Here is a 25,537-nt window from a genome sequence, read left to right on the forward strand (position 1 = left end):
GTTGCCGTAGGGTCAGCCCGTGCGTTTGCGCCGCCAGGAATATTTCGGCCCCTTGGCCTCCGGCTCGGCGGCCGGCTGATAGTAGAGCGGCAGGCCCCCGGTGCGGCCTTCCTCGAGCCGCTTCAACAGCACCGGGTTCGACACTTCGAATTCGTCGAAGCCGAGCCGCAGCATATGCGGCAGCTGATCGACCAGAACCTGGCCAGTGGCGCGGACGGCACCCTGGAAATGATAGCGCGCGCGCAGCAATTCGCCCTTGGAGAAGGACCGCCCGTCATTGAACGCCGGAAAGGCTAGCGCCACCAGCGACAGCTGGTCGAGCAGTCCGGCGATCTTGTCGAGTTCGTCACCCGGCAGAAGCTGGACGCCGAGGCGCTCCTTCGCCGATCGGCGCACCTCCGCGTCGAGCCCCAGAAACGCCTGCAGCGGCAGGATGAAGCGGCCATTGCCGGTAAGCGCATCGGCGCTTTCGGCATGAACCCATTCGTCCTCGCGGAAACCCGTAGGGGTCCAGAGGCGGGTCTCCGGTGTCGTCGGTTCGGTCATCAAAATTCCTAGCCCAAAAACTATACCAGGGTGTGTTGAGATTCAGGTCAGGCCGAGCCGAGAACGGTGGCTTCCGAGAGCCGGAGCGGAGCGTACTTGAAGTACGTGAGCACCGGAAGCGCAGGAAACCGCCGTTCGCAGGCCGTCCTCACCTGAAGATCAACATACCCTAAAGCGATGCGTCGGTCAGCGACTTCTCCAGCCCGGAAAGGTGGATGCCGCACTCGGTCTTGGCGTGTCCGGCCCAGCGGCCGCTGCGCGCGTCCTCGCCCGGCTGCACCGGCTGCGTGCACGGGAAGCAACCGATCGACAGATAGCCATAAGCGACCAGTGGGTTCTCGCGCAGCGCATGCGCGCGCATGTAGGCGGCCTGGTCCGACGTCGTCCAATGCGCCAGCGGGTTGACGCGGATGCGCGAGCCGACCGCTTCGAAGACGGGCAGTGCCGCGCGCGTCGAGGCTTGGAAGCGCTTGCGCCCGGTGAACCAGGCGCGGAACGGCTCGACGCCGCGCGCCAACGGCTCGACCTTGCGCACATTGCAGCAGGCGTCGGTGTCGGTCTCGTTGAGGTTGCCGGTCGGATCGACCCGCTCGAGTGCGGCCTCTTCGGGCTTGATCACCCTGATGTCGGTCAGGCCGAAATCGGCGGCGAGCGCGTCGCGATAACCGAGCGTCTCCTCGAAATGCTTGCCGGTATCGAGGAAGATCACCGGCAGGGTGCGGTCGATCTCGGCGATCATGTGCAGGAGCACGGCCGAATCGGCGCCGAAGGAGGAAACTGCAGCGATACCGCCGCGAAAGATTTCCCGCGTCGAGCGCTCGATGATCTGGAGCGGGTTCAGGTGACCATAGAGCGCGTCGAGCCCCGCCGCCTCGGCGGCGATGCCGGCCTCGACATCGACGATACGGTCAAGCGGCCTTGGTTTCGCCAGCATAAAGCGCCTCCTTGAACGGCGCGGGACCGACTCTGCGGTAAGCGTCGATGAATCGTTCTGAGGGATCGAGCCGAAGGCCGAGATAGGTTTCGACGATCTGCTCGATGGCGTCGGTGATCTCTTCCGACGAGAAGCCGCGGCCGATGATCTCGCCGACCGAGGTGTTCTCGTCGGCCGAGCCGCCGAGCGTGACCTGGTAGAGCTCGGCGCCCTTCTTCTCGACGCCGAGAATGCCGATATGGCCGACATGGTGGTGGCCGCAGGCATTGATGCAGCCGGAAATCTTCAGCTTCAATTCGCCGATCTCGCGCTGGCGCTCGAGCGAGGCGAAGCGCTGCGAGATTTCCTGCGCCACCGGAATGGAGCGCGCCGTGGCCAGCGCGCAATAGTCGAGGCCGGGGCACGAGATGATGTCGCTGATCAAATTGGAATTGGCTGTCGCCAGCCCGATGTCTACCAGCGCGTCATAAACCGCCTTGAGGTCGGCGCGCGCGACATGCGGCAGGATCAGGTTCTGCTCGTGGCTGACGCGCAGCTCGTCGAAGGCGTATTTCTCGGCGATGTCGGCAACCGCTTCCATCTGGCTGTCCGTGGCGTCGCCCGGCACCTCGCCGATGCCCTTGAGCGAGATCGTCACCGCCGCATAGTCGGGATGGCGGTGGGTCACCACATTCTGGTCGAGCCATTCGGAGAAACTTTTGGAATCGAGCCGTGCCAGCTTCACCGCCGCGTCGCCTTCCGGCCGAGCGGTCAGCTGAGGCGGCGCGAAATAAGCGTCGATGGCGCGGATGTCGGCTTCCGGCAGCTTCAGCTCGGCGTCCTTCAGCTCCTGCCATTCGGCCTCGATCTGGCGGGTGATCTCCTCGACCCCGGTCTCGTGGACGAGGATCTTGATGCGCGCCTTGTACTTGTTGTCGCGACGGCCATAGAGATTGTAAACGCGCAGGATCGCCGTGCAGTAGGAGAGAAGGTCGGCTTCCGGCAGGAAGTCGCGGATCTTCTTGGCGACCATCGGCGTGCGGCCCTGGCCACCGCCGACATAGACGGCGAAGCCGAGTTCGCCGGCAGCATTCTTCTTCAAGTGCAGGCCAATGTCATGCGTCTGGATGGCGGCGCGATCGCGGTCGGCACCGGTCACCGCGATCTTGAACTTGCGCGGCAGGAACGAAAACTCCGGATGCACCGACGACCATTGCCGCAGGATTTCGGCATAGGGGCGCGGATCGGCGACCTCGTCGGCGGCGGCACCGGCAAAGTGGTCGGCGGTAACGTTGCGGATGCAGTTGCCGCTGGTCTGGATGGCATGCATCTCGACGCTGGCCAGATCCGCCAGGATCGCCGGGATGTCCGACAGCGCCGGCCAGTTGAACTGGATGTTCTGCCGCGTCGTGAAATGGCCGTAGCCCTTGTCGTATTTGCGGGCGATGTGGCCGAGCATACGCAGCTGCTGGCTGTTCAGCGTACCATAGGGCACCGCGATGCGCAGCATATAGGCGTGCAGCTGCAGGTAGACGCCGTTCATCAGCCTGAGCGGCCGGAACTGGTCCTCGGTGATCTCGCCGGCAAGCCGCCGCTGGACCTGGTCGCTGAACTCGGCGACACGGGCCTGCACGAAATCTTGGTCGAACTCATCGTAACGGTACATGCTTCGTCTTTCAGGGCGCGCCCGCCCGTATTGCCTGCTTAAATCGATGCCGCCCGGACAGCTTCCGGATGAGCCTGCTTGCCGAGATCGCCACGGATGGTCGGGCCGGCGGCGCGGATCTTTTCGCGCAGCCGCACCGCTTCGACCACGCCGTCGACCACGGTGACGTCGATCAAATTGACGTCGACAACCTCATTGTTGGCGTAGGCAGCGGCACCGATTGCTTCCAGCCGGTCCTCGGCCGTCTTGTCATGGGCGAGGTCGGCATTGCCGATCGTCTCGGCCCAGCCGCCATCGGCGTACCAGACGGCGATGCCGTCGGTGAGCCTGTTTGCGGTCAGAACCTTCATTGCTCAACTCCTTCGGCGGCCGTGTTGGCAACGCCCTCATGCCTGTGTGCCGCGAGCGGCTCGGAACGTTCGAAATTGGCGCCGGCGACCGCATCGCCGATGATAGTCATGACCGGGCCGGTGAGGTCGGCGCGCGCTTCCAGAGACGGCAAATCGGCCAGCGTGCCGTGGAAGCGGCGGCGGTTGCCGAGGCTGGCATTCTCGACCACAGCGACCGCCGTGTCCGGCGAGAGGCCGGCTTCGATCAGCCGTCCCGCAACTTCGGCGGCGACCGAGCGGCCCATATAGACGGCGACAGTGGCGCCGGAGATGGCAAGCTTGGCCCAGTCGGGCAGCGAATTGCCCTTGAGATCGTGGCCTGTCGTGAACACCATCGACGAAGAGACGCCGCGCAGTGTCAGCGGCAGTTCGAAATCGGCAGCAGCAGCGAAGGCCGCGGTGACGCCGGGAACCACTTCATAGGCTATGCCGGCGTCGCGAAGTGCGGCCATTTCCTCGCCGGCCCGGCCGAACACCAGCGGATCGCCCGACTTCAGCCGCACGACGCGCTTGCCGGCATGGCCGAGTTCGACCAGCAGCGCATTGATCTCGGCCTGGCTCTTGGAATGGCAGCCCTTGCGCTTGCCGACCGGCAGGCGCTCGGCGTCGCGACGGCCCATGGCGACGATCGCTTCCGGCACCAGCGCGTCATAGACGATGACGTCGGCTTCCATCAAAAGCCGATGCGCCCGCAGCGTCAAAAGGTCTTCCGCGCCTGGGCCCGCGCCGACCAGCGCGATATGGCCTGCGGCCGGCGCATTGGAGACGAGCAGGTCAAGTGCTGCATCATGCGCCTGCGAAAGCTCTCCGGCTTCGACGGCACGCGCCGGCGCGCCGGCGAAGAAATCGCTCCAGAAGCGGCGGCGGCCATTGCCCTTCGGCAGGCGCTCGGCGGCACCACGGAACGAAGCGGCGAGCGTCGCCAGCGCACCGAGCGACGGCGACAGCATGCGGTCGATGCGGCCGCGCAGAATCTGGGCAAGCACCGGACCAGCCCCTTCGGTGCCGATGGCAATCGCAACCGGGGCGCGGTTGACCAGCGCCGGCGTAAAGAAATCGCAAAGCTCGGGCCGGTCGACCGCATTGACCGGAATGCCCAGCCGGCGTGCGTCGGCGGCGACGCGGCGATCGAGCGCTTCCTCGCCGCTGGCGGCGAACACCAGGGTCGCGCCTTCCAGATGCGCCGCCTCGTAGGCGGCATCGATATGGACGGCGCCGGTCGCAGCGATGAAGCTCAGCAGCTCGGCTTCGGCGGTATTGGCGATGATGCGCAGCACCGCGCTCGACTGGCCGAGCAGCCGAGCCTTGGCCAACGCCTCCTCGCCGCCGCCGACGATGGCCACGGCTTCGCCCTCGACCCGCATGAAAACGGGAAAGGCGTTAAGCTTGGCATTGGCCTCAGGCATGACGACAAGGAATCCTGGAACAGTCTGCCAGTTTTACGCGGCGGCGCGAAAAACCAGAAGGAAAGCACTCGCGCATCCGGCGATGGCAGGCAATCGCTTTTTCGCAACTGCGAAGGGCAGGAGAAAATTATTCCACAGCCAGGTGCCAAGCGGATTCAAGATGCTGTTGCAGGCCCGGATCTGCGGCCCTTTTAGCCGCTCGCGCTCGGCGTCGCAAAACAGTTTTTTCTAAATTCTACCAAATTAGTAGATTAATGCCGCAAGGCATCGCGGCGATCTTCGGCCGGGCACGAGGCGTCGTCCCGGAACGATTTCGCCCGACCCAGCGTTTGCCATTCAAGCCCCAGGCTGCAGGGCATCGGGCCATGCGGTCTCATCCGGGGCCGGTCAGGAAACGGAGGAGCCGATATGAGCGACATCAAGCTGAAGCATGGGCTGTGGGTTGTGGTCGCCGACGGTGAGAAGGCGCTGTTCCTGCGCAACCGGGGCGACACGCGATTCACCGACCTGCAAGTGGTGCAGGAAATGGAGCAGGAGAACCCCGCCACCCGCGATCAAGGCAGCGACCGCCCGGGCCGCTACAATGACGGCCCGTCGGTCCATCGCAGTGCGGTTCAGGACACCGATTGGCACCGTATCGGCAAGGAGCGCTTCGCCGACGATATCGCCGAGCGGCTCTACCGGCTGGCGCATCGCGGCGCCTTCGAGGAGATCGTGCTGGTCGCGCCGCCGCAGGTGCTGGGCGAGATGCGCCGGAAGCTGCACAAGGAGGTCGGCGACAGGGTGCAGGCGGAAATTCCGAAGACGCTGACCAACCACACTATTTTCGAGATCGAGAGCCTGCTGCAGGCCGCCTGACCCGCGCGCAATTCGGTCCTCCATTCGCTCTTGTCGGCACTGCCGGCCATTTCGCGGCATGGCGGGTTGCCTCGCGCCTATGACAGCCCCCATACTGCAACAGGCGGCGGCCTCCAGCGGCCCTATCCGACATCGCGATTTCGAAAGGCGCTCCATAGACAATGCCGCGTGACACGCCCCTTATCGCCACCATCGTCGCCGGTCTGGGGCTGGCTTTCGTCTTTGGAGCGCTCGCCAACCGTTTTCGCGTACCGCCGCTGGTCGGCTATCTCGTAGCCGGCGTGCTGGTCGGGCCGAACACGCCGGGTTTCGTCGCCGATGCCGGCCTCGCCAACGAGCTCGCCGAAATCGGCGTCATCCTCTTGATGTTCGGCGTCGGCCTGCATTTTTCACTGAAGGACCTTTTGTCGGTCCGCGCCATCGCCGTGCCCGGCGCCGTCGTGCAGATCGCCTTTGCCACCGCCCTCGGCGCCGGCCTTGCCTGGCTGCTCGGCTGGTCGATGGGTGCAGGGCTGGTCTTCGGCCTGGCGCTTTCCGTCGCCTCGACCGTGGTGCTGCTGCGCGCCTTGCAGGAGCGCCGGCTGATCGAGACCGAGCGCGGCCGCATCGCTGTCGGCTGGCTGATCGTCGAGGACTTGGCCATGGTGCTGGCGCTGGTGCTGCTGCCTGCGCTGGCCGGCGTGCTCGGCGGCCAACCACAAGCGGACAGCCACGCCAGCGGCGTGCTGGCGCTGCCCGCCAGCTACGGCATCTGGGGGGTCGTCGGCGTCACGCTGGCCAAGGTCGCCGCCTTCGTCGTCGTCATGCTGGTGGTCGGCCGCCGGGTCATCCCCTGGATCCTGCACTATGTCGCCCATACCGGCTCGCGCGAACTGTTCCGGCTGGCCGTGCTCGCCATAGCGCTCGGCGTCGCCTTCGGGGCGGCAAAGCTGTTCGGCGTCTCGCTGGCGCTGGGCGCCTTCTTTGCCGGCATGATCATGAGCGAGTCCGAGCTCAGCCACCGCGCGGCCGAGGAATCGCTGCCGCTGCGCGACGCCTTCTCGGTGCTGTTCTTCGTTTCGGTCGGCATGCTGTTCGACCCGCTCAGCCTGATGAGCAATGGTCTGCCGATCCTGGCGACGCTGGCCATCATCGTGCTCGGCAAATCGCTGGCGGCGTTCGTCATTGTCGTCGTCTTCGGCTATCCGATTGCCACCGCACTGATGATCTCGGCAAGCCTTGCCCAGATCGGCGAGTTCTCCTTCATCCTGGCCGAACTCGGCGTCGGGCTCGGCCTGTTGCCCGAACAGGGACGCGACCTGATCCTGGCCGGCGCCATCCTGTCGATCATGCTCAACCCTTTGATGTTCCTCGCCATCGACTGGATGAAGCCATGGCTGGAGGCGCGGGCCGCCAAGGCAGCGTCACCGGTCGAGGCAAAACCGATCGGCCCGGCGACCGCACCGGGAGAGGTGGCTTCCGTCGCGGCGCCAGCTCGGGAGGACGGGCCGCCGCCGAAGACAAAGCTCACCGGCCACGCCATCCTGATCGGTTATGGCCGCGTCGGCAGCCTCGTCGGCGCGGCACTCAAGGACGCAGCCATGCCCTTCCTCGTCATCGAAGATGCCGACAAGACGCTGACGAAGCTCAAGGCCGACGGCATTGAAACCATTTCCGGCAACGCGGCCAATGCCGACGTGTTTGCCGCCGCCAATCCGGAAAGTGCAAAGCGGCTGATCCTCGCCATTCCCAATGCCTTCGAGGCAGGACAGGTCGTGCTGCGCGCACGCGCCGCTAATCCTGGCATCGACGTCATCGCCCGAGCCCATTCAGACGCCGAGGTCGAGCACCTCAAGGGGCTCGGCGCCGACACCGTCATCATGGGCGAGCGCGAGATCGCCCGCGGCATCGTGGAAGAGGTTCTGGGCCACAAGCCAGAGGCGGCTGAACCGTCCGCTGCCTGAGTCGATCCTGCACGATCATGCGTACTGGTCGCCACTGGCAGAAGGCCGGCGAAAGATTGCACAATCGATCTCAATCGTCCGCCCGCAGGCGAGTTGCTCACGCCATAAATGCAGAGCCGCCGTTTTGCGCGACACTGCCGAGGTATTTTGCCGGCGGCTTCCCAAGCGCCTTCTTGAACATTGTGATGAAGGCCGTGACGGAACCATAGCCAAGATCGCCCGAAACCTGCTGCACGCTCGCACCGGAGGCCAGTTCTCGAATCGCGACGATCAGGTGCAATTGCTGGCGCCAGCGCCCGAAGCTCAGCCCTGTCTCCTTCACCACGAGGCGGGCGAGACTGCTCTCGCTGAGCGCAACGCGACTGGCCCATTCTGCCAGTGTGCTACGGTCGGCAGGGTCTTGCGCCAACGCTTCGGCGATCTTCCTCAAGCGCGGCTCGGACGAGATCGGCAGATGCAGCCGCTGGACAGGCATACGTGGCAGCTCAGTAAGCAGGGTCTTGGTCAAAAGCTCATCCCTCGCGTGGTCGTCCTGCACGCCATCGGACAGCTCGATGATCAGTTCGCGAAGCAGCGGCGAGATCGAAAGGGTGCAGCACCGGTCCGGCAGATCGGCGGCTCCCGGCTCAATGTACACGAAAAAAATCCGGGCGTTGGCCGTCGCGACATTGCTGTGCTCCATGTCGCCGGGAATCCAGACCCCGCAATGAGGCGGTACCATCCATAGGCCGCTTGGGACGTGGCATGTGACGCCGCCTCCGAGCGCGAAGACGAGCTGGCCCTTGCGATGCCGATGGGCGGGTACCTCCGCTCTGGTGTCGGTGACGTCAACGCGCACCGCGATCGCCGGCGCGAGCACATTGTCCACATCGAGATCGGGCCAAGGATAGCGAAGAGGCTGCCTCATGATTGACGGCTTTTAGCGATTAAATGCCATCATAGCTAAATTCCTAAACCAGGGAAGTCGATAGGTTCCGGTTTGCGCATGGCGGACACCAGTTGATCGCAATGACGCTGCGCGCGCATCGCAGGCATGGCCTGCGATCTCGATGGGTACTCTGAGTGGGCCAGCTTGCCGTGCTTTCCAGGGGAGCTGGCGTCCACAAACCGGCAGGAAGGTACGACCCCCATGCTCGCCCTAGTCACGTCTCCCGACAGCGCCACCGGGTTAAGGCTAGGCGAGTTCGAGGAACCTCAGCCCCTCGCGAACGAGGCGCTTGTCTCGGTCCACGCAACCTCGTTGAACCGCGGCGAACTGCGCCTGCTCACCATACGTCCGAGCGGCTGGATACCCGGCCAGGACATCGTTGGGGTTGTCGAACAGGCAGCAGCCGATGGCTCCGGGCCAGCCGTGGGCACCCGGGTTGCGGCTTTGGTCGACCAGGCCGGCTGGGCCGAACGGGTCGCCGTTTCAACCGACCGTCTCGCCGTGCTGCCGGATGACGTCAGCTTCGTTTCCGCAGCCGCGCTTCCGGTCGCGGGCACGACGGCGCTGAGGACTCTGCGCCACGGCGGCGACCTGGCCGGCCAGCAGGTCCTGATCACCGGCGCAAGCGGTGCGGTCGGTCGTTTCCAGATCCAGATCGCCCGCCAGCAGGGTGCGTCGGTGACCGCGATCGCAGCCGCCCGGCACGGCGAGGATCTCCGCCGCCTGGGCGCCGAGCAGGTCGTCGAGTCGATTGAGCTGGCCGAGGGGCCATTTTCGCTGATCACTGAGTCAGTCGGCGGCGAAAGCCTCGCACACGCGATCGAGCGAGTCGCACCTGGCGGGATCATCGTCATGTTCGGTTCGAGCAGTGGCGAACTCACGCCCGTTGGATTCCGCCAGTTCGTCCCTGGTCACGAGGGGGCGAGGCTTCAGACTTTCGCGTACTACACTTCTGGCTCCGGCATTGGCGCGGACATCGCCTCGCTGCTCGCTCTGGTCGCGGCTGGCCGGCTGGAAACCCGCGTGGCCTTGACTGTGCGGTGGACAGACATCGCCCAAGCCCTGGACGCACTGCGACAGCGCAGCTTCAGCGGCAAGGCTGTTCTCACCATGACCGAATGAGAGCCTGAAGCCTCACACGTGCTGGCCGCCATTGATGTGGATTTCCGAGCCGGTCACGTAGGATGCCTGCTGCGAGCAGAGGAAGAAGATGATGTCGGCGACCTCAGCCGTAGCGCCGAGCCTTCTGAGCGGGATCGTCTCGACGATCTTGTCGGTGCCGGGCGACAGGATCGCCGTGTCGATCTCGCCCGGTGCGATGGCGTTGACGCGGATGCCGTGCGGGCCGAAATCATGCGCCATCTCGCGCGTCAGCGAACCGAGCGCCGCCTTCGACGTCGCATAGGCCGTGCCGGCGAAGGGGTGTACACGGGTGCCGGCGATCGAGGTGACGTTGACGATCGAACCTTTCGCCGATGCCAGCTCCTTGAACAGGCCTCTGGCCAGCATGATCGGTGCGAAGAAATTGACCTGGAACACGTCGCGCCAGACATGCATCGGCGTGTCGATCGAGTTCATGCGGCTGTTGCCGTCGCTGAGCTTCGGCGAGATGCCGGCATTGTTGACCAGCGCATTGAGGTGTCCGCCATGCGCCTCCAGCCGGTGACGGATTTCCGAAACGGCGACGCCGACATCCTCCTGGTCGGCCAGATCGACCTTGATGTGGTCCTCCGGCCCGGCCGGCCACGGACAGTCCTCGGCAAAGGCCTGGCGCGAGCAGGTGATGACCCGCCAGCCCTCGCGTGAAAAGCGCTTGACCGTGGCATGACCGATGCCGCGGCTGGCGCCGGTCAGCACGATGGTCTTTCTGGTGTCGGGTTCAGCCATGTCGCGGTCTCCAGCCGGACATTTAGCGGAACGCCGATGCCGTGGCGAGGGGCGAGTTGACGCTTGGACCATGATCCCGAAAAAGTGGAATCCGGTTTTCGGAAAAGATCATGGTCAAACAAAGAGATAGAGCCCCATCCCGATTCTATCAGGCTCTACCCCCCGGTGAGGATGTCGAGGATCGACGTCTGCCGCTTCTTGGTCGGGCCGCCGACATTGCCGGGCGGCACGGGATGCCCGACCGAAGCGGTGGTGCCACCGTCGCCCGGCATGTCCAAGACATCGGCATCGACCGTCTGGGCGGGCCGTGCAGGGCGGGCAGGCGCAGGCGCTCGGGCAGCAGGCTGGGACTGGCCGACCGACGCCTGCGGCACCGGCGCCGGTCCGACATCGGCAGACGGAATGTCGTCCGGCACGATCGTGTCCGATGGCGTCGACTTCCAGGTTCCGGGCAGCGGCCGCACCGGCACGCCTTCATGTGCCGCGACCATGAACTCGTGCCAGGCCTGTGCCGGCAGCGCGCCGCCGGTGACTTTCTTCATTGCGCTGCCGTCATCATTGCCGAACCACACGCCGGTGGTCAGGTTGGCGGTGTAGCCGACGAACCAGGCGTCGCGCGAATTCTGGCTGGTGCCGGTCTTGCCGGCCGACGGCCAGGCAAACGCCGCCTTCTTGGCAGTGCCGATCTCGACCGTGCCGGTCATCATCGAGTTCATCATGCCGACGATCTCTGGTTTGACGACGCGCGGCGCGCCGCCGCCATTGTCGTCATAGAGCACCTTGCCTTCGGTCGTGGTGATGCGGCGGATGAAATGGATGTCCGGCTTGTAGCCGCCATTGGCGAAGGGAACATAGGCCGACGTCAGTTCCAGCGGCGTCACTTCGGAAGTGCCGAGCGCGATCGAGGTATTCGACTGCAGCTCGGACTGGATGCCCATGCGGTGCGCCGCCTCGACCACCGCGTCGGGCCCGACCTCCATGGTCAGCTGTGCCGCGACCGAGTTCAGCGACTTCGCCAGCGCCGTCGCCAGTGTCACCTTGCCGAAATACTTGCCGCCGTAATTGTCCGGCGTCCATTTGCCGATCTTGATCGGCGCGTCGTTGCGCACGCTGTCCGGCGTACGTCCGGCTTCCAACGCCGCCATATAGACGAACGGCTTGAAGGCCGAGCCGGGCTGCCGGCGCGCTTCCGAGGCGCGGTCGAACTGGCTGGTCGAATAGTCGTAGCCGCCGACCATGGCGCGCACCGCGCCGGAATCGTCGATCGACACCAGCGCGCCCTGGCTGACATTGAGCTTCTTGCCGCTCTCGTCGATCAGCCGCCGGATCGACTGTTCGGCGAGTTTCTGCAGCGTCAGGTCGACAGTGCTATCGATGACGATATCGCCACGCACGTCGCCGATCAGGTCGGGCAATTCTTCCATGATCGTGTCGGCGACATAGTTTTCCGAGCCGGTCCAGTAGGACGGCGCGCGTGTCGCCGGCGCGCTCATCGCCGAGGTCAGTTCCTTGGCGCTGATCTTGCCTTCGTCGCGCATGGCGGCGAGCACCAGCTGCGCCCGGTCCTCGGCCGCCTTCGGGTCGCGCGCCGGCGACAGCCGCGACGGCGCTTTCAACAGGCCGGCCAGGAGGGCTGCCTCGGACAAGGTGACGTCGCTCGCGCTCTTGCCGAAATAGCGCCGCGAAGCCGCCTCCACGCCATAGGCGCCCGAGCCGAAATAGACCCGGTTGAGGTACATTTCGAGGATCTGGTCCTTGGTGTGCTTGTGCTCCAGCCACAGCGCCAGCAGCACTTCCTGCACCTTGCGTTCGAGCGTGCGATCCGGTGTCAGGAACAGGTTCTTGGCCAGCTGCTGGGTCAGCGTCGAGCCGCCCTGCGAGAAATGCCCGCCGAGCACGTTGGTGACCATGGCGCGCGACAGGCCGATCGGGTCGATGCCGAAATGCGAATAGAAACGGCGGTCCTCGATGGCGATGACGGCTTCGGGAATGTAGGGCGACATTTCGTGCAGGCCGACCGCCTCGCCACCGCTCATGCCGCGATTGGCGAGCAATTGTCCGTCGGCCGAGACGATCTTGATGTTGGGCGCGCGGTCGGGGATCGACCAGGTCGTGGCCGCAGGCATCTTCGCGCCGTAATAGACGACGATGCCGGCCGCCGCGATGCCGCCCCAGATGCAGAGCACGAAGCACCAGTAGACCAGGCGGCCAAGCACGCCGAACAGGCCGCGCCGGCTGCGGCCGCGTCCACGCCGCGATGATTTCGCCCTGGCGGTCTTGCGCCCTGTGGAGGATTTGCGATTGCCAGGCACGACGCGATCCTCCTCGCTCACCGAAAACCCGGCCGAGGTCTTTGCCTGTGACGGCCCCTCGAAGCTCGGTTCGATGCGACTGTCTCTGCGGTTCGCCATGCGCTGTGCTTAATGTCCCGGTGCCTATGGGCGCTCGGGTTGCAGATTAGATGCGGCGGTTTAAAGGCGCGTTAAAGCGGCGGATTCACAGCCCGTTGAATTGCCTTGGAAATTTGGAAATCCGCTGCCGTTACCGATGCTTTCCCGCGCGGAAATAGGTTCTTTCATGCCGACATAAGCCTTTCGCCGTGGCTTGCGCGGCGCGGCTAAATCCTGATCGAGGTTACCCCTGAGGGGGTTCGTCGGCCGCGCAATGTGAACCCGCGAGGGCAAAAGTATTCGCCGCATGCTTGGCTTGTGGCTCGGTCACTGCTTGCCTTCGGCATCATCTTGCATTAGCGCGAAGATTTTCGGGATTTGGCGCTGCGAACATGAAGATTTCAGAAAAGCCAGTAGTCCTGGTGCTGACGCGCAATGAAAAGCTTGGGGACGCGATTTTGCGGATTCCAGTCTACCGCGCGCTGAGGCTGGCTTTGCCCACTCATCGGATCGTCTGCGCATCGGATTTGGACACCGTGTGGCGCACAACATTGGCCCCCGTTCAGCCCGAACTTATCGATGAAATTCTAGTCGATCAGCGCCTGTCCAACATTTCTGAGGTGCGTGCGCTGATACGCCGACTTGGCACCGTGGACCTCGTGTTGGATCTTCGCTCAAGCAAGGAGACACCCCGGAGCTATTTTGCAGCGACAGGACTGCCTGCGCGGTACATTGCCAATTCGGTAGGCTTCGCTCTACGACGCAATATTGCCGGCTTTTTCGAGCCTCGCCCCCCTACCAACGCCCTGCGATGGCATCGGATGGTCGAACTGGCCACTGGCCGCCTTTTGCCTTTCGACGCCAGATTGCCCGTGTTCGAAAAGGCGCGCGACGAGGCTTTGCGACTCATTTCGTCGGGCGAGCGCTTTATAGGCCTGTCTCCCGGCCCGACCATGAATAAGTTCTGGCATCGGCAGAAATGGACGGACCTGGCCAAACACATTGCCAACGATGGCATCATTCCTGTTTTCCTGCTCGGGCCGCAAGAAACCGAGCAGCGCAACTGGATTGAAAAGGACGGCGTGTCGAAGATTGTTGATGTCGGTTCGGTCCAGGATTCGGCGTTGCTTCCTTGGCTATTCCACGCTCTCGCCGATCGTGCGATCTGCATTGTTGCCGCAGAGAGCGGGCTTGGACATCTGGTGGCCACTCGGCAGGGTGCACTGCTTACATTGGCAGGCCCGTCGAAAGCCCGCCTCTGGCGCCCGCTCACCCCGCATCATTGGGTAGTGGAAGCGCGCGAGTTCGGATCGAGGAAAACCGAGGATATACCTCTTGATGTCGTGGTTGCCCGCATCCAGGAAATAGTCCGGTGGGCGTCGAACTCGGCGCCAGGCCCAAGCCCTCACGACCAACCGAAAGTTGGTGTTGCTGATGTTCAGGCCGCCGGAGCCGTTGCCGTCCCAACCACTTCAAATACTTACCCTTAGAGGCGCGTCAACTCCGGCTCGAGCTCGCTGCCCTGCCCGCCCGATGATCGACGCCAGCGAATAAAACGCCAGTGCCTGCTCTTCGCAGGTCAACGCCACGACATTGTTCGAGCGGTCGATATCGAGGCCCTTCGGCCCGCCTTCCTCGTCACTGATCCTGCCGCGCAGGAAGGTCTCATCGTCGAGGACGACAAGCGAGCGCGAAGGGGTCCAGCCGCCCTCGCTGTCATAGACGTGCAGCCTTGGACTGCCGGCGTCGGCGACAAGAATGTGCCGGTCGTCAGCGGTGAAGCGCAGGCCGTGCGGATAGTTGGCGTTGTCCAGGATCCCGGCCGGCTCGGTGTCGGGTCCAAGCGGCCCCGACAGGCTGTAGATCTTCACATCCTTGGTGCCATGGCTGCTGATGGCGACCCATTGGCCGTCATGGCTGAGCGCGATGCCGTCGGGAATATCAAGGCCCCGTTTCAGCAGCACCTGGTTCCTCAGCGCGCGATATCCCAGCAGCCGGTCAACGACATGCCGGGTGACCCGGTGCGTATAGTTGTTGCAGACCAGCAGGCTGGTCCGGTTGCGCGACTCCCGTATGACTGCGATCGAACCGGGCGTCCTCAGCTTGCAGAGCAGCCCGCTCTTGATCTGGCGCCGCGGCGAGATTTCAAGGCTTCTGCCGGCAGGCTCTCCCGCAGGCAGCGAGAATATCCCAACCAGCCCATCGCGATTGGCGACTGCCAGGGTCCGGTCGTCGATGAAATCGAGGCCATGAACCTCGCCGATGCAGTCGGATGTCAGTTCCATGTGATCATGGATCGTGACCTCGGGGCCATCGGAGGCTGGCTCGACCTCGATCCCCAGGATCAGGCAGCGCTTTCGCCCAAAGCCGGCGATGGCCAATAACCGGTTGTCGGGCGAAAAGCGCACATCTTCCGTGCGCCCGATTGCCGAAAGCACGGCTCGGACAGCATCGCTGGCCCTGAAGTTGATCCGGGGTATCACCTGAGGCCTGACCTTGAAGAGAGGAAGGAATGGAAGGTGCTCGCTGGCCCGCCTTGGCGTGAGACGCAGTGATAAAGCCTGATCCGCGGTTGTCCGGTCAAGCCTGTCAGCCCGGCGTCAATCCGTCGTTATCAATTCTGCTGGATCGAAATGCCCTTGTCGTCGATCTTCAGCTCCACGCCCTTCGGCTTGGTCTGTTCCCGATAGACGTAGATGCCAAGGGCGATGACGACCACGACGAGCGCGCCGATGATCAAATAGAGCATGTTCTGTTTCATGGCGCGCCCTTCTGGTGTCGTGCGTCAGGCTCGTTTCAAGACCTTGACCACCAGCAACAGGATGATGGCGCCGATCGTGGCATTGATGATGGCGGCGAGGATGCCGCCGCCAATGGCAAAGCCGAGCCTGGGGAAAAGCCAACCGGCGATGAAGGCACCGATAATGCCGACGACGATGTTGCCGACCAGGCCGAAGCCGAAGCCTGAGACGACGAGGCCGGCGAGCCAGCCGGCGATGGCGCCGATGATGATGAAGATGAGAAGGCTTTCGATACCCATTGAGTTCCTCCGAGCAAAGGGCGACGGCGGAGCGAACGCCCCGAATCGGCCTCGATATCAACGACTTCAGGCTATGCGAAAGCAGCCGGCCCCGCCAGCGGCGGCGTCAGTCGTCGTCACTATCCTCGGAGGCCGGCCGCCAACTCGTCGGTTCGACCCGCTTTTGCGTATCGCTGTCGATATAGGTCCACCAGGCACCGTCGCGATACTGGGCGATGGATTCGTTGATCACGCTGTTGCTGTCTTTCCAGTAGACGGTGACCCTGGAACCGTCCGTCGGTGCGGTCGATATCGGCTTGCGGTCTGCCATGTCTTGCCCTCTTCGAGGTCATCCCTCTTTGAGCCGACGGAACGCAGCCAACGGCGCCCTGGTTCCGCAGCCGTCAGCTATGGGCGAAGATGTCCTCTTCGGCCCAGCCCATCAGGTCGAGCTTGGCACGCGTCGGCAGGAAGCGAAAGCAGGCGTCAGCCTCCCTCGTCCTGTTCTCGCGCGCCAGCCGGGCAGCCAGCACCTCGCGCAGCCGGTGCAGGTAGAGCACGTCGGAGGCGGCGTATTCGAGCTGTTCCGGCGACAGCGTCTCGGCTGCCCAGTCCGACGATTGCTGCGCCTTCGACAGGCCGATGCCGAGCAACTCGCTGCAGATGTCCTTCAGCCCATGCCGGTCGGTATAGGTGCGGGTCAGCCGCGAGGCGATCTTGGTGCAGAACACCGGCTCCGGCATGACGCCGAAGGCGTTGTAGAGCACGGCGAGATCGAAGCGGCCGAAATGGAACAGCTTGGTGATGCCCCTGTTCCTGAGCAGGCTGACGAGGTTCGGCGCCTTCTTCTGGCCGGGTGCGATCTGGATGACGTCGGCTGAGCCGTCGCCGGGCGAGATCTGCACCACGCAGAGCCGGTCGCGATGCGGGTTCAGCCCCAGCGTCTCGGTGTCGATGGCCACCGCCCCGACATTGTAGTGCGAAAGGTCGGGCAAGTCATTTTTGTGGAAGCGGATGTCGCTCATCGTCTTCTCCGGTCGCGGCCTGCAGCGCCGCGCATCTGGGATGCGCAAAGGACGCTGCAGCACCTAACGCTAGTCATCCGTCCTCGCCGCGATCCGGCGAAAAATCAACAGAAACTTGACTTTCACGCCAATTCAGCGCGTCAGCGCGTCGAGAATGCGGGCCCAGGAGCGCTGCCCCTTGTGGAAGGAAGTGAGCTCGTATTTCTCGTTGGGCGAATGGATACGGTCGTCGTCGAGACCGAAGCCGACCAGCAGCGACTCGATGCCGAGATAGGTCTGGAAATCGCCGACCACCGGGATCGAACCACCGCCGCCCGTGGTGACGGCCTGTTTCGCCCATTCGTCGGATAGTGCGTCCTTGGCCTTGGCCAGGAACGGCGAGTCATAGGAAAGCTGGATCGCCGGCGAGCCGCCATGCGGATGGAATTCGACCGAGCAATCGGCCGGAATGCGTTCCCGCACGAAAGTCTGGAAAGCGGCGCGGATCTTCTTCGGGTCCTGCTTGTGCACCAGGCGGAACGACACTTTCGCCGAAGCTTCGGCTGCGATCACCGTCTTGAAGCCTTTTCCCGTGTAGCCGCCGATGATGCCGTTGAATTCGGCCGTCGGCCGCGCCCAGGTGAGCTCGAGCACGGAACGGCCTTTTTCGCCGGCGGGTATGGACAGTCCGACGGGGCCGAGGAAGGTTTCGGCGGTCTCGCCGAGAGTCTCCCATGATTTCAGGATTTGCGAGGGCGTCTCCTCGACCCCGTCATAGAAGCCGGGAATGGTCACGCGGCCGTCCTTGTCGTGAATGTCGGCCAAGATTTTCGCCAGGATGCGGATCGGGTTGGCGGCAGGGCCGCCATAGAGGCCCGAATGCAGATCGCGGCTGGCCGCCTTGACGGTAACCTCCTCGCCCACCATGCCGCGCAACGAAACGCAGATCGACGGCGTCTCGCGGTCCCACATGCTGGTATCGCAGACCAGTGCGAAGTCGGTCTTGAGTTCGGCCTTGTTCGCGTCGAGGAACGGCTTCAGCGACGGCGAGCCGGATTCCTCCTCGCCTTCGAACAGGATGGTGATGCGGCAAGGCAGGCTGCCATGCACCTGCTTCCAGGCGCGGCAGGCCTCGACGAAGGTCATCAATTGGCCCTTGTCATCGGCCGAGCCGCGGCCGGTGATCACCTTGTGGCCGGGTTCGACCTCCTTCACGGCCGGCGCGAACGGATCGTTTTCCCAAAGCTCGATTGGATCGACCGGCTGCACGTCGTAATGGCCGTAGAACAGCACATGCGGTGCGCCTGCCGGTCCTTCATGATGTGCCACCACCATCGGATGTCCAGGCGTATCGCGCACGCTGGCGTCGAAGCCGATCAGCTTGAGCTCGGCCACCAGCCATTCCGCCGCCTTGCGGCAGTCGGCGGCGTAGCTTGGGTCGGTGGAGATCGACTTGATGCTGAGCAGCCCGAACAGCCGCTCCAGGCTCTGGTCGAGATTGCTGTCGAGACGATCGAGGACGGGGGAAACTTGGGACATTGCTACAGGCCTTTCGATTCAGAGGCGGAACCGTAAAGGCAGCACGTGAAAACGAAAAGCCCACGAACGTTGGGCCACGGCCATCGGCAATATGGAGGCAAAAAAGAGCCGCCGTGGTGGAGGGGGAACCACGGCGGCCTTTTACTCGAAACGTTGCGGCAGCCCGGAGAGGGGGGATAGGCTGCCGCAGGTGTCCGGGATAGGCGGGGGACGGGCCTTGCTCCGGACTTCGGCGAAAACTGCCGATGACATGTATTTGGGTCCTTGAACGTGGCGATTCAAGGGCACCAAAATTACACTTTTGTAACATACCCGTGAGCGGCCGGCCCATCAGCGCCGGGTTCTGTCAGGGTATTGCCGGAACCGTTGACGGAAGCCGTCTTTGGCATGGACCGTAGCGCCGCGCCGCGCTATCCCTGCCGGCATGAAAAAAGGCGATCATCTCTTCCTTATCGACGGCTCCGGCTACATTTTTCGCGCCTATCACGCGCTGCCGCCGCTGACCCGCAAATCCGACGGTCTGCCTGTCGGCGCCGTTTCCGGCTTCTGCAACATGCTGTGGAAGCTGATGCAGGACGCCCGCAACACCGATGTCGGTCTGGTGCCGACGCATTTCGCCGTGATCTTCGACTATTCGTCGAAGACCTTCCGCAATGAACTCTATCCCGAATACAAGGCCAACCGCTCGGCTCCGCCAGAAGACCTGATCCCGCAATTCGGCCTCATTCGCCAGGCGACCAAGGCCTTCAACCTGCCTTGCATCGAGATGGAAGGTTTTGAGGCCGACGACCTGATCGCCACCTATTGCAAGCTTGCCTGTGAGGCCGGCGGCGACACCACGATCATCTCCTCCGACAAGGACCTGATGCAGTTGGTCGGCGACACGGTCGGCATGTACGACCCGATGAAGGACCGCCAGATCGGCATTCCCGAGGTGATCGAGAAATGGGGCGTGCCGCCGGAAAAGATGATCGATCTGCAGGCGCTGACCGGCGACTCGGTCGACAATGTGCCGGGCGTGCCCGGTATCGGGCCGAAGACGGCGGCGCAATTGCTGGAACAGTTCGGCGACCTCGACGGGCTGCTTGAGCGCGCCGGCGAGATCAAGCAGGACAAGAGGCGGGAATCGATCATCGCCAACGCCGACAAGGCGCGCATTTCGCGCCAGCTGGTGACGCTGAAGAACGACGTGCCGGTCGCTGATGGGCTCGACGACTTCGTGCTGCACGCACCGGACGGGCCGAAGCTGATCGGCTTCCTCAAGACCATGGAATTTTCCTCGCTGACCCGCCGCGTTGCGGAAGCGACCGGCACCGAGGCCGGCGATGTCCAGGCCGTTGCCGTCACGGTCGAGCGCGCCGACACCGCGCATGGTCCCGATGTCGGCGCCGGCGCACCGGCAGCAGCCCCAAGCGCGGCGGGCGCCGGGACGAACGAAGCCGGAGCAGCGCCGGCTGCAGCCAAGGCGGAAGCGGCCAAGGCAGGCGACACCCCTTCCCTGCTTGCCGCCCTCCGCCTCGAAGCGGCTTCCGCTGCCAGGATCGACGCCGGCGCCTATGTCGCGATCCGCGACACGACAACGCTGAAGGCCTGGCTGGCTGAGGCGAGAGAGACCGGAGTCGTTGCCTTCGACACCGAGACAACCTCATCCGACCCGATGCTCGCCGATCTCATCGGTTTTTCGATGGCGATTGCGCCCGGCCGCGCCGCCTATGTGCCGCTTGCCCACAAGAGCGGCGCCGGCGACCTGCTCGGCGGCGGATTGCTGGAGAACCAGGTCCCCATCCGTGAGGCGCTTGCGCTGCTAAAACCCCTGCTGGAGGACAGATCGGTCCTTAAGATCGTCCAGGACGTGAAATACGACATCGTCGTCATGAGCCGCCATGGCGTCGACGTCGCGCCTTTCGACGACACCATGCTGATCTCCTATGTGCTCGACGCCGGCACCGGCCACCACACCTTGTCAGCTCTTTCCGACAAATGGCTCGGCCATGCCACGACCCCGCTCAAGGATCTCGCAGGCTCCGGAAGAAGCTCGGTCGGTTTCGAGCAGGTCGACATCGACAGGGCGACCGCCTACGCCTCCGGCCATGCCGATGTAGCGTTGAGGCTGTGGCAGGTGCTGAAGCCGCGTCTGGCCGCCAAGGGGCTGGTCTCGGTCTATGAGCGTCTGGAGCGGCCGCTGGTGCCGGTATTGGCCAGGATGGAACAGCGCGGCATCTCGGTCGACCGCCAGATCCTGTCGCGGCTCTCCGGCGAGCTGGCGCAGGGCGCTGCCCGGCTGGAAGAGGAAATCTACGGCCTCGTCGGCGAGCGCATCAATATCGGCTCGCCGAAACAGCTGGGCGACATATTGTTCGGCCGCATGGGCCTGCCGGGCGGCTCGAAGACCAAGACCGGCCAATGGTCGACCTCGGCTCAGTTGCTTGAAGACCTCGCCGCCGAAGGCCACGAACTGCCGCGCAAGATCGTCGACTGGCGCCAGCTTACCAAGCTGAAATCGACCTACACCGACGCACTGCCTGGCTTCATCCACCCCGATACAAAGCGCGTGCACACCTCATACGCGCTGGCCGCGACGACGACCGGCCGGCTGTCCTCATCCGATCCCAATCTGCAGAACATCCCGGTGCGCACCGCCGAGGGGCGCAAGATCAGGACCGCCTTCATCGCCGACAAGGGGCACAAGCTGGTTTCGGCCGACTACAGCCAGATCGAATTGCGCGTGCTTGCCCATGTCGCCGAAATCCCGCAGCTGACGCAGGCCTTCGCCGACGGCGCCGACATCCACGCCATCACCGCCTCGGAAATGTTCAACGTGCCGGTGGAAGGCATGCCTTCGGAAGTGCGCCGCCGCGCCAAGGCGATCAATTTCGGCATCATCTACGGCATCTCGGCCTTCGGCCTTGCCAACCAGCTGTCGATCCCTCGCGAGGAGGCCGGCGCCTACATCAAGAAGTATTTCGAGCGCTTCCCCGGCATCCGCGACTATATCGAGGCGACCAAGGCCTATGCCCGCGAACATGGCTTCGTCGAAACCATCTTCGGCCGCCGCATCCACTATCCGGAGATACGATCGTCGAACCCCTCGATCCGCGCCTTCAACGAGCGCGCCTCGATCAACGCCAGGCTGCAAGGCACCGCCGCCGACATCATCCGCCGCGCCATGGTACATATGGACGAGGCGCTGGAGAAGGCCGGGCTTTCCGCCCGCATGCTGCTGCAGGTGCATGACGAGTTGATCTTCGAAACGGTGGAGGCGGAAGTCGAGGCGACGATCCCGGTCGTGCGCCGGGTGATGGAGAACGCGCCGATGCCGGCGGTATCGATGTCGGTGCCATTGCATGTCGATGCGCGGGCCGCCAACAACTGGGACGAGGCGCATTGAGGTGAGCGGCGTCCTGCCGCTTTCGACGGGCATGTTGCTTTCCTTTGCGTTCGCATGCCTGCTGATTGAATTGACGCCCGGACCGAACATGACCTATCTGGCGCTGGTTTCCGCCAGCGACGGCCGCCGCGCCGGTTTCGCGACGGTCGCGGGCATCGCCTTGGGCCTTGCCGCCATCGGCGGGATTGCGGCCTTCGGCGTCGCCGAACTGATCCAGGCGTCCCGGTTCCTTTATGAAGGGCTTCGCTGGGCTGGAGTGTTGTTTCTGCTCTACCTTGCCTGGGAAGGCTGGACCGCCGGGACAGACGTGGTTTCAGCTGGTGGCGGCGCGCATGGCAGATACTTCATGCGCGGGCTCGTCACCAACCTTCTCAATCCCAAGGCGGCCATCTTCTATGTCGCCTTGCTGCCGACCTTTGTCGACGCCGGACGGCCTATCCTCGCCCAGACTGTCCTGCTCACCGCGGTCTATGTGGCTATTGCAACTGGAATACATGGAATGATTGTCGCGCTGGCGGGATCGCTGGAGCCGTTCCTCAACGACCCCCGACGGGAGCGTTTCAGCCGACGGCTGCTTTCCGCACTGCTGGCGCTGGTGGCATTCTGGTTCGCCTGGTCGACCGCCCGTTAGAGCAATTCCAGGAAAAGTGCGTAGCGGTTTTCCGTCCGGAATTGCGTAAAACAAGTACTTAGAGCGGGCCGGCGATTCTATCAAAGGCTGAACCGCTCTAAGCGGCCTCTGCCAGGCACTTCGCACACGTCCCACGAAACTCGATCACCGCCTTCTTGGCGGCGAAGCCGGTCGAGCGCACCCACTCGTCAAGCCGATGATCGACATCGTGGTCAGACATTTCCGTCACCTGGCCGCAGGTGTCGCAGATGGCGAAGGCGGTCATTGAATGGCTGTGGTCATGCGGCTCGGCGCAGGCGACGAAGGAATTGAGGCTTTCCAGCCTGTGCACGAAGCCAGACTTCACCAGCGTATCGAGCGCGCGGTAGACCTGCAGCGGCGCGCGAAAACCGCGCTCGCGAAGCTGGTCGAGCAGCGTATAGGCGCTGAGCGGCCCGCTGGCGGCCTCGAGTTTTTCGAGCACGCATAGCTGGTTTTTCGTCAGCACATCCCTTGCCGCCATGATCCTGCTTCCAATCATTTTCACGCCGCCCGCACGTCATTGGTGAATGCGAGCGGCTTCAGTCACACTGAAATAGCGACGAACCGGCCTTTTTGCCACTGTTTCCGTCATCTGCATTAGCTCCAAGATTGCCGGGTCGCCTGTCTGCACGGCATGGCCGAGTCCGCTCCACTCGCGGTTGCGGGTTGACTGCCCTGACCGCATTCAAAATACTGACAAGATCCTCGACGAGGATTGCCGCGCTTGGAAATTCGATCGGGCTTGGGGAAGCATTCATGATCAGCTTGACACGCAGGACGCTGCTTGTCGGCGCGTCCGCGTTGACACTTGCCGGCACGCTGTCGTTCCGCGCCCTTGCCGCCGGGCGCACCTACCATGCGCTGCTGGTCGCTTGTACCGACTATCCAAACCTGCCGAGGAAGCACTGGCTGATCGGGCCGAAGAACGATGCCGGCCTGGTGCGCGACTATCTGTTGAAGAACACCCCCGCTCCGGTGACGTTCGCCCCGGAAAACATCACGCTGCTGGGCAAGGATGTCGAAGGCGCCAATGGTCTGCCGACACATGCGGCGATCAAGGCTGCGCTTGCCGACCTTGCCGCCAGGGTGCAGCGTGACGACTTCGTCTATTTGCACCTGTCCGGCCACGGCGCCCAGCAGCCCGAGGCGAAGAAGGGCAACGAGACCGACGGCCTCGACGAGATCTTCCTTCCCGTCGACATCGACAAATGGGTCAACCGCGATGCCGGCGTGCCCAATGCGCTGATCGACAACGAGATCGGCACGGCACTCGACGCCATCCGCGACAAGGGCGCCTTCGTCTGGGTGGTCTTCGACTGCTGCCATTCCGGCACGGCAACGCGGGCCGCCGAAGTCGATGATGAGCTGGAACGCAAGGTCGAGTTCGCCGATCTCGTCGGCGGCGGCGAGGCCGAAAGGACGGCGGCCGTGAAGTTCTATGACGAGATCACCGCGAGCGCCTCGCGCGGTCTGGACGAGAACGGCCAGCGCAAGCCCGCCTTCAATCTGACGCCGACCGGCGGCGAGGCGATCACCAAGGGCAAGCTGGTCGCCTTCTATGCCGCGCAAACCGTCGAGACGACGCCGGAGATGCCGCTACCCAAGGGCACCGCGGATGCACCGCGCTTCGGGCTGTTCACCTTCACCATCCTGTCCAAGCTGGCGGAGAACCCCAACGTCACCTACCGCCAGCTCGGCCAGGCCGTGCTGCAGCAGTATTCGGCCGACGGCCGCACCCGGCCGACACCGCTGTTCGAAGGCGAGCTCGACGCCCGCGTCTTCGGCACGGACAAGACCGACGCCGTCATGCAGTGGCCTCTGGTGGTCAAGGACGATGCGGCGACGATCGGGGCCGGGCTGCTGCAGCGCCTGAGCCCCGGCAGCAAGCTCGCCATCCTGCCTTCAGCGCTGTCGCAGCTTTCCGACGCGCTCGGCTATGTCGAGGTGCAGTCGGCAAGGAACCTTGAGAGCCGCATCAAGCCGGTCGAGTTCGACGGCAAGCCGGCGCTGAAGCTGGCCGATATCCCCGCCAATGCCTATGCGCGCCTCGCCGAACTCGCCGTCGACTACAGGCTGGTGGTGGCGCGGCCCGCCGCGACGGGAGGACTCGACAAGGAGACCGCGCTGGTCAATTCGGTCCTCGACGAACTGGCGGCCCGGAAGAAATCGGGCTTCCATGTCGAGTTGGTCGAGCCAGGCAAGAGTGCCGATCTGAGGCTGGCCGTGCTGCGCGAGAATGCCATTGCCGGGGCTGCGGCCGATGCCAGCGACAAGCCGGCTCTGTGGTTCCTGCCGGCTTCCGGCGACGTGACGCTGACGGATGGCGCCAGGCCGCCGCTGATCATCATCCATCCGGACGAGCAGGCAAAGCTGGCTGAGGCGACGGCAAAGAACCTGACGACGATCTTCCGCGCCACCGGGCTGTCGCGGCTGGCGGCCGCTTCCGACTACCGGCCGGAAGAAGTCAGCGTCGAATTCGAGATCAAACGCCAGGGCAGCGACGCGCTGGAGCCGCTGCAGGCCTCGACGGTGCCGCGCGTTTCGCCCGGCGACGAGGTGCATATCAAGGCCAGGAACGATTCCGACAAATATGTCGACATCAACGTGCTCTATGTCGGCAGCGACTATTCGATCACCCATATCGTCGCCGAGCGGCTGGCGCCCGCCAATGGCTCGCCCGATGCCGGGCTGAAGGAAGGCCTGCTTGCCTTCACCGACACCAGCTTCGGTATGGAGCGGATGATCGCGGTGCTGACCGAAGCGCCGCCGCAGAGCGAGAAGGAGGATCTGGCCTTCCTGGCGCAGGACGGCGTTCCCTCGGCGACGCGCGCGGTCCGCGGGTCGGGCTTTTCCGACTTGCTGACCGACATCGGCATGGCGCCGGCGACACGCTCGGTGATGAAACTTGGCGACAAGAGCGGGCCGAAGGGCGCGGTGATGATCTTCCCGATGGAGACTATGCCGCGCTCCTGAACGGTCGCCGCCGCAAGGCTATGGCTGGCATCATTG

At 64.1% G+C, this 25,537-nt stretch carries 22 protein-coding genes; 7 read left to right on the forward strand and 15 right to left on the reverse strand.

Annotated elements, in window-relative coordinates; genetic code table 11:
* Nucleotides 1-12: 12 nt before the first annotated feature.
* The 5 genes from ACSQ3Z_RS22890 to cysG form a co-directional block, all read right to left on the reverse strand.
* Complete coding sequence (locus ACSQ3Z_RS22890) at nt 13-546, reverse strand: DUF934 domain-containing protein (protein ID WP_436173527.1); 534 nt, start codon at nt 544-546, stop codon at nt 13-15.
* 169 nt (nt 547-715) lie between these two features.
* Nucleotides 716-1,480 (reverse strand): phosphoadenylyl-sulfate reductase, encoded by a 765-nt coding sequence (locus ACSQ3Z_RS22895; RefSeq protein WP_436173528.1) that lies wholly within the window; start codon nt 1,478-1,480, stop codon nt 716-718.
* A complete protein-coding gene (locus ACSQ3Z_RS22900) occupies nt 1,455-3,125 on the reverse strand; it encodes a nitrite/sulfite reductase (protein ID WP_436173529.1) in 1,671 nt (556 codons plus the stop codon). The genes ACSQ3Z_RS22895 and ACSQ3Z_RS22900 overlap by 26 nt, the downstream gene beginning before the upstream one ends.
* A gap of 38 nt (nt 3,126-3,163) precedes the next feature.
* Nucleotides 3,164-3,475 carry a DUF2849 domain-containing protein gene (locus ACSQ3Z_RS22905; RefSeq protein ID WP_436173530.1) on the reverse strand — a complete coding sequence of 104 codons (312 nt, stop codon included), beginning with the start codon at nt 3,473-3,475 and terminating at the stop codon, nt 3,164-3,166.
* A complete protein-coding gene (gene cysG, locus ACSQ3Z_RS22910) occupies nt 3,472-4,920 on the reverse strand; it encodes a siroheme synthase CysG (protein ID WP_436173531.1) in 1,449 nt (482 codons plus the stop codon). Before cysG ends, ACSQ3Z_RS22905 begins: the two co-directional genes overlap by 4 nt.
* Before the next feature lie 408 nt (nt 4,921-5,328).
* Here cysG and ACSQ3Z_RS22915 point away from each other — a divergent pair, with 408 nt between their 5' ends.
* Both ACSQ3Z_RS22915 and ACSQ3Z_RS22920 read left to right on the forward strand, forming a co-directional pair.
* On the forward strand, nt 5,329-5,778 hold the full coding sequence (locus ACSQ3Z_RS22915) for a baeRF12 domain-containing protein (protein WP_436173532.1): 450 nt from the start codon (nt 5,329-5,331) through the stop codon (nt 5,776-5,778).
* Between the two features lie 161 nt (nt 5,779-5,939).
* Nucleotides 5,940-7,721, forward strand: a complete 1,782-nt coding sequence (locus ACSQ3Z_RS22920; RefSeq protein ID WP_436173533.1) for a cation:proton antiporter domain-containing protein — start codon at nt 5,940-5,942, stop codon at nt 7,719-7,721.
* A gap of 97 nt (nt 7,722-7,818) precedes the next feature.
* Here the strand turns inward: ACSQ3Z_RS22920 and ACSQ3Z_RS22925 are convergent, their stop codons facing one another.
* Entirely contained in the window at nt 7,819-8,628 is an 810-nt protein-coding gene (locus ACSQ3Z_RS22925; protein WP_436173534.1) for an AraC family transcriptional regulator, read from the reverse strand.
* 222 nt (nt 8,629-8,850) lie between these two features.
* On the opposite strand from ACSQ3Z_RS22925, the gene ACSQ3Z_RS22930 reads away from it, so the two are divergent.
* Nucleotides 8,851-9,771: a zinc-binding dehydrogenase gene (locus ACSQ3Z_RS22930; RefSeq protein ID WP_436173535.1), complete on the forward strand. Its 921-nt coding sequence runs from the start codon at nt 8,851-8,853 to the stop codon at nt 9,769-9,771.
* A gap of 12 nt (nt 9,772-9,783) precedes the next feature.
* On the opposite strand, the gene ACSQ3Z_RS22935 is transcribed toward ACSQ3Z_RS22930, so the two are convergent.
* Together ACSQ3Z_RS22935 and ACSQ3Z_RS22940 are read right to left on the reverse strand one after the other, a co-directional pair.
* A complete protein-coding gene (locus ACSQ3Z_RS22935; RefSeq protein WP_436173536.1) occupies nt 9,784-10,536 on the reverse strand; it encodes an SDR family NAD(P)-dependent oxidoreductase in 753 nt (250 codons plus the stop codon).
* A 155-nt stretch (nt 10,537-10,691) separates the two neighbouring features.
* Complete coding sequence (locus ACSQ3Z_RS22940) at nt 10,692-12,947, reverse strand: transglycosylase domain-containing protein (RefSeq protein WP_436173537.1); 2,256 nt, start codon at nt 12,945-12,947, stop codon at nt 10,692-10,694.
* A 371-nt stretch (nt 12,948-13,318) separates the two neighbouring features.
* Between ACSQ3Z_RS22940 and ACSQ3Z_RS22945 the strand changes: the two genes are divergently transcribed.
* On the forward strand, nt 13,319-14,416 hold the full coding sequence (locus ACSQ3Z_RS22945) for a glycosyltransferase family 9 protein (protein WP_436173538.1): 1,098 nt from the start codon (nt 13,319-13,321) through the stop codon (nt 14,414-14,416).
* Here the strand turns inward: ACSQ3Z_RS22945 and ACSQ3Z_RS22950 are convergent.
* The 6 genes from ACSQ3Z_RS22950 to ACSQ3Z_RS22975 all read right to left on the reverse strand — a co-directional run bounded on the left by ACSQ3Z_RS22950 (nt 14,399) and on the right by ACSQ3Z_RS22975 (nt 18,488).
* Nucleotides 14,399-15,364 carry a YncE family protein gene (locus ACSQ3Z_RS22950; protein ID WP_436173539.1) on the reverse strand — a complete coding sequence of 322 codons (966 nt, stop codon included), beginning with the start codon at nt 15,362-15,364 and terminating at the stop codon, nt 14,399-14,401. The genes ACSQ3Z_RS22945 and ACSQ3Z_RS22950 overlap by 18 nt on opposite strands.
* A 176-nt stretch (nt 15,365-15,540) precedes the next feature.
* A complete protein-coding gene (locus ACSQ3Z_RS22955) occupies nt 15,541-15,687 on the reverse strand; it encodes a hypothetical protein (protein WP_404278131.1) in 147 nt (48 codons plus the stop codon).
* A gap of 24 nt (nt 15,688-15,711) precedes the next feature.
* A complete protein-coding gene (locus ACSQ3Z_RS22960) occupies nt 15,712-15,966 on the reverse strand; it encodes a GlsB/YeaQ/YmgE family stress response membrane protein (protein ID WP_436173540.1) in 255 nt (84 codons plus the stop codon).
* A gap of 106 nt (nt 15,967-16,072) precedes the next feature.
* On the reverse strand, nt 16,073-16,276 hold the full coding sequence (locus tag ACSQ3Z_RS22965) for a hypothetical protein (protein ID WP_436173541.1): 204 nt from the start codon (nt 16,274-16,276) through the stop codon (nt 16,073-16,075).
* 73 nt (nt 16,277-16,349) lie between these two features.
* Complete coding sequence (locus ACSQ3Z_RS22970; RefSeq protein WP_436173542.1) at nt 16,350-16,970, reverse strand: ribonuclease D; 621 nt, start codon at nt 16,968-16,970, stop codon at nt 16,350-16,352.
* A 132-nt stretch (nt 16,971-17,102) separates the two neighbouring features.
* Nucleotides 17,103-18,488 (reverse strand): M20/M25/M40 family metallo-hydrolase, encoded by a 1,386-nt coding sequence (locus tag ACSQ3Z_RS22975; protein WP_436173543.1) that lies wholly within the window; start codon nt 18,486-18,488, stop codon nt 17,103-17,105.
* A 424-nt stretch (nt 18,489-18,912) separates the two neighbouring features.
* Here ACSQ3Z_RS22975 and polA point away from each other — a divergent pair, with 424 nt between their 5' ends.
* Both polA and ACSQ3Z_RS22985 read left to right on the forward strand, forming a co-directional pair.
* The gene (polA, locus tag ACSQ3Z_RS22980) at nt 18,913-21,876 is read left to right on the forward strand and encodes a DNA polymerase I (RefSeq protein WP_436173966.1); all 2,964 of its coding nucleotides are present in this window, start codon (nt 18,913-18,915) and stop codon (nt 21,874-21,876) included.
* 1 nt (nt 21,877) lies between these two features.
* Entirely contained in the window at nt 21,878-22,507 is a 630-nt protein-coding gene (locus ACSQ3Z_RS22985; RefSeq protein ID WP_436173544.1) for a LysE family translocator, read from the forward strand.
* A gap of 97 nt (nt 22,508-22,604) precedes the next feature.
* Here ACSQ3Z_RS22985 and ACSQ3Z_RS22990 read toward each other — a convergent pair whose 3' ends face one another.
* The gene (locus ACSQ3Z_RS22990) at nt 22,605-23,009 is read right to left on the reverse strand and encodes a Fur family transcriptional regulator (protein ID WP_006200431.1); all 405 of its coding nucleotides are present in this window, start codon (nt 23,007-23,009) and stop codon (nt 22,605-22,607) included.
* Nucleotides 23,010-23,284: 275 nt separating this feature from the next.
* Here ACSQ3Z_RS22990 and ACSQ3Z_RS22995 point away from each other — a divergent pair, with 275 nt between their 5' ends.
* Nucleotides 23,285-25,501 carry a caspase family protein gene (locus ACSQ3Z_RS22995; RefSeq protein ID WP_436173545.1) on the forward strand — a complete coding sequence of 739 codons (2,217 nt, stop codon included), beginning with the start codon at nt 23,285-23,287 and terminating at the stop codon, nt 25,499-25,501.
* Nucleotides 25,502-25,537 lie beyond the last annotated feature (36 nt).

The organism is Mesorhizobium sp. LjNodule214, assembly GCF_964252735.1.
Classification (GTDB): Bacteria; Pseudomonadota; Alphaproteobacteria; order Rhizobiales; family Rhizobiaceae; genus Mesorhizobium.

Excerpts from the sequence above, each read along its gene's own strand:
- ACSQ3Z_RS22890 (WP_436173527.1), bottom strand. The coding sequence starts at position 546 with ATGACCGAACCGACGACACCGGAGACCCGCCTCTGGACCCCTACGGGT.
- ACSQ3Z_RS22895 (WP_436173528.1), bottom strand. The coding sequence starts at position 1,480 with ATGCTGGCGAAACCAAGGCCGCTTGACCGTATCGTCGATGTCGAGGCC.
- ACSQ3Z_RS22900 (WP_436173529.1), bottom strand. The coding sequence starts at position 3,125 with ATGTACCGTTACGATGAGTTCGACCAAGATTTCGTGCAGGCCCGTGTC.
- ACSQ3Z_RS22905 (WP_436173530.1), bottom strand. The coding sequence starts at position 3,475 with ATGAAGGTTCTGACCGCAAACAGGCTCACCGACGGCATCGCCGTCTGG.
- cysG (WP_436173531.1), bottom strand. The coding sequence starts at position 4,920 with ATGCCTGAGGCCAATGCCAAGCTTAACGCCTTTCCCGTTTTCATGCGG.
- ACSQ3Z_RS22915 (WP_436173532.1), top strand. The coding sequence starts at position 5,329 with ATGAGCGACATCAAGCTGAAGCATGGGCTGTGGGTTGTGGTCGCCGAC.
- ACSQ3Z_RS22920 (WP_436173533.1), top strand. The coding sequence starts at position 5,940 with ATGCCGCGTGACACGCCCCTTATCGCCACCATCGTCGCCGGTCTGGGG.
- ACSQ3Z_RS22925 (WP_436173534.1), bottom strand. The coding sequence starts at position 8,628 with ATGAGGCAGCCTCTTCGCTATCCTTGGCCCGATCTCGATGTGGACAAT.
- ACSQ3Z_RS22930 (WP_436173535.1), top strand. The coding sequence starts at position 8,851 with ATGCTCGCCCTAGTCACGTCTCCCGACAGCGCCACCGGGTTAAGGCTA.
- ACSQ3Z_RS22935 (WP_436173536.1), bottom strand. The coding sequence starts at position 10,536 with ATGGCTGAACCCGACACCAGAAAGACCATCGTGCTGACCGGCGCCAGC.
- ACSQ3Z_RS22940 (WP_436173537.1), bottom strand. The coding sequence starts at position 12,947 with ATGGCGAACCGCAGAGACAGTCGCATCGAACCGAGCTTCGAGGGGCCG.
- ACSQ3Z_RS22945 (WP_436173538.1), top strand. The coding sequence starts at position 13,319 with ATGAAGATTTCAGAAAAGCCAGTAGTCCTGGTGCTGACGCGCAATGAA.
- ACSQ3Z_RS22955 (WP_404278131.1), bottom strand. The coding sequence starts at position 15,687 with ATGAAACAGAACATGCTCTATTTGATCATCGGCGCGCTCGTCGTGGTC.
- ACSQ3Z_RS22960 (WP_436173540.1), bottom strand. The coding sequence starts at position 15,966 with ATGGGTATCGAAAGCCTTCTCATCTTCATCATCATCGGCGCCATCGCC.
- ACSQ3Z_RS22965 (WP_436173541.1), bottom strand. The coding sequence starts at position 16,276 with ATGGCAGACCGCAAGCCGATATCGACCGCACCGACGGACGGTTCCAGG.
- ACSQ3Z_RS22970 (WP_436173542.1), bottom strand. The coding sequence starts at position 16,970 with ATGAGCGACATCCGCTTCCACAAAAATGACTTGCCCGACCTTTCGCAC.
- ACSQ3Z_RS22975 (WP_436173543.1), bottom strand. The coding sequence starts at position 18,488 with ATGTCCCAAGTTTCCCCCGTCCTCGATCGTCTCGACAGCAATCTCGAC.
- polA (WP_436173966.1), top strand. The coding sequence starts at position 18,913 with ATGAAAAAAGGCGATCATCTCTTCCTTATCGACGGCTCCGGCTACATT.
- ACSQ3Z_RS22990 (WP_006200431.1), bottom strand. The coding sequence starts at position 23,009 with ATGGCGGCAAGGGATGTGCTGACGAAAAACCAGCTATGCGTGCTCGAA.
- ACSQ3Z_RS22995 (WP_436173545.1), top strand. The coding sequence starts at position 23,285 with ATGATCAGCTTGACACGCAGGACGCTGCTTGTCGGCGCGTCCGCGTTG.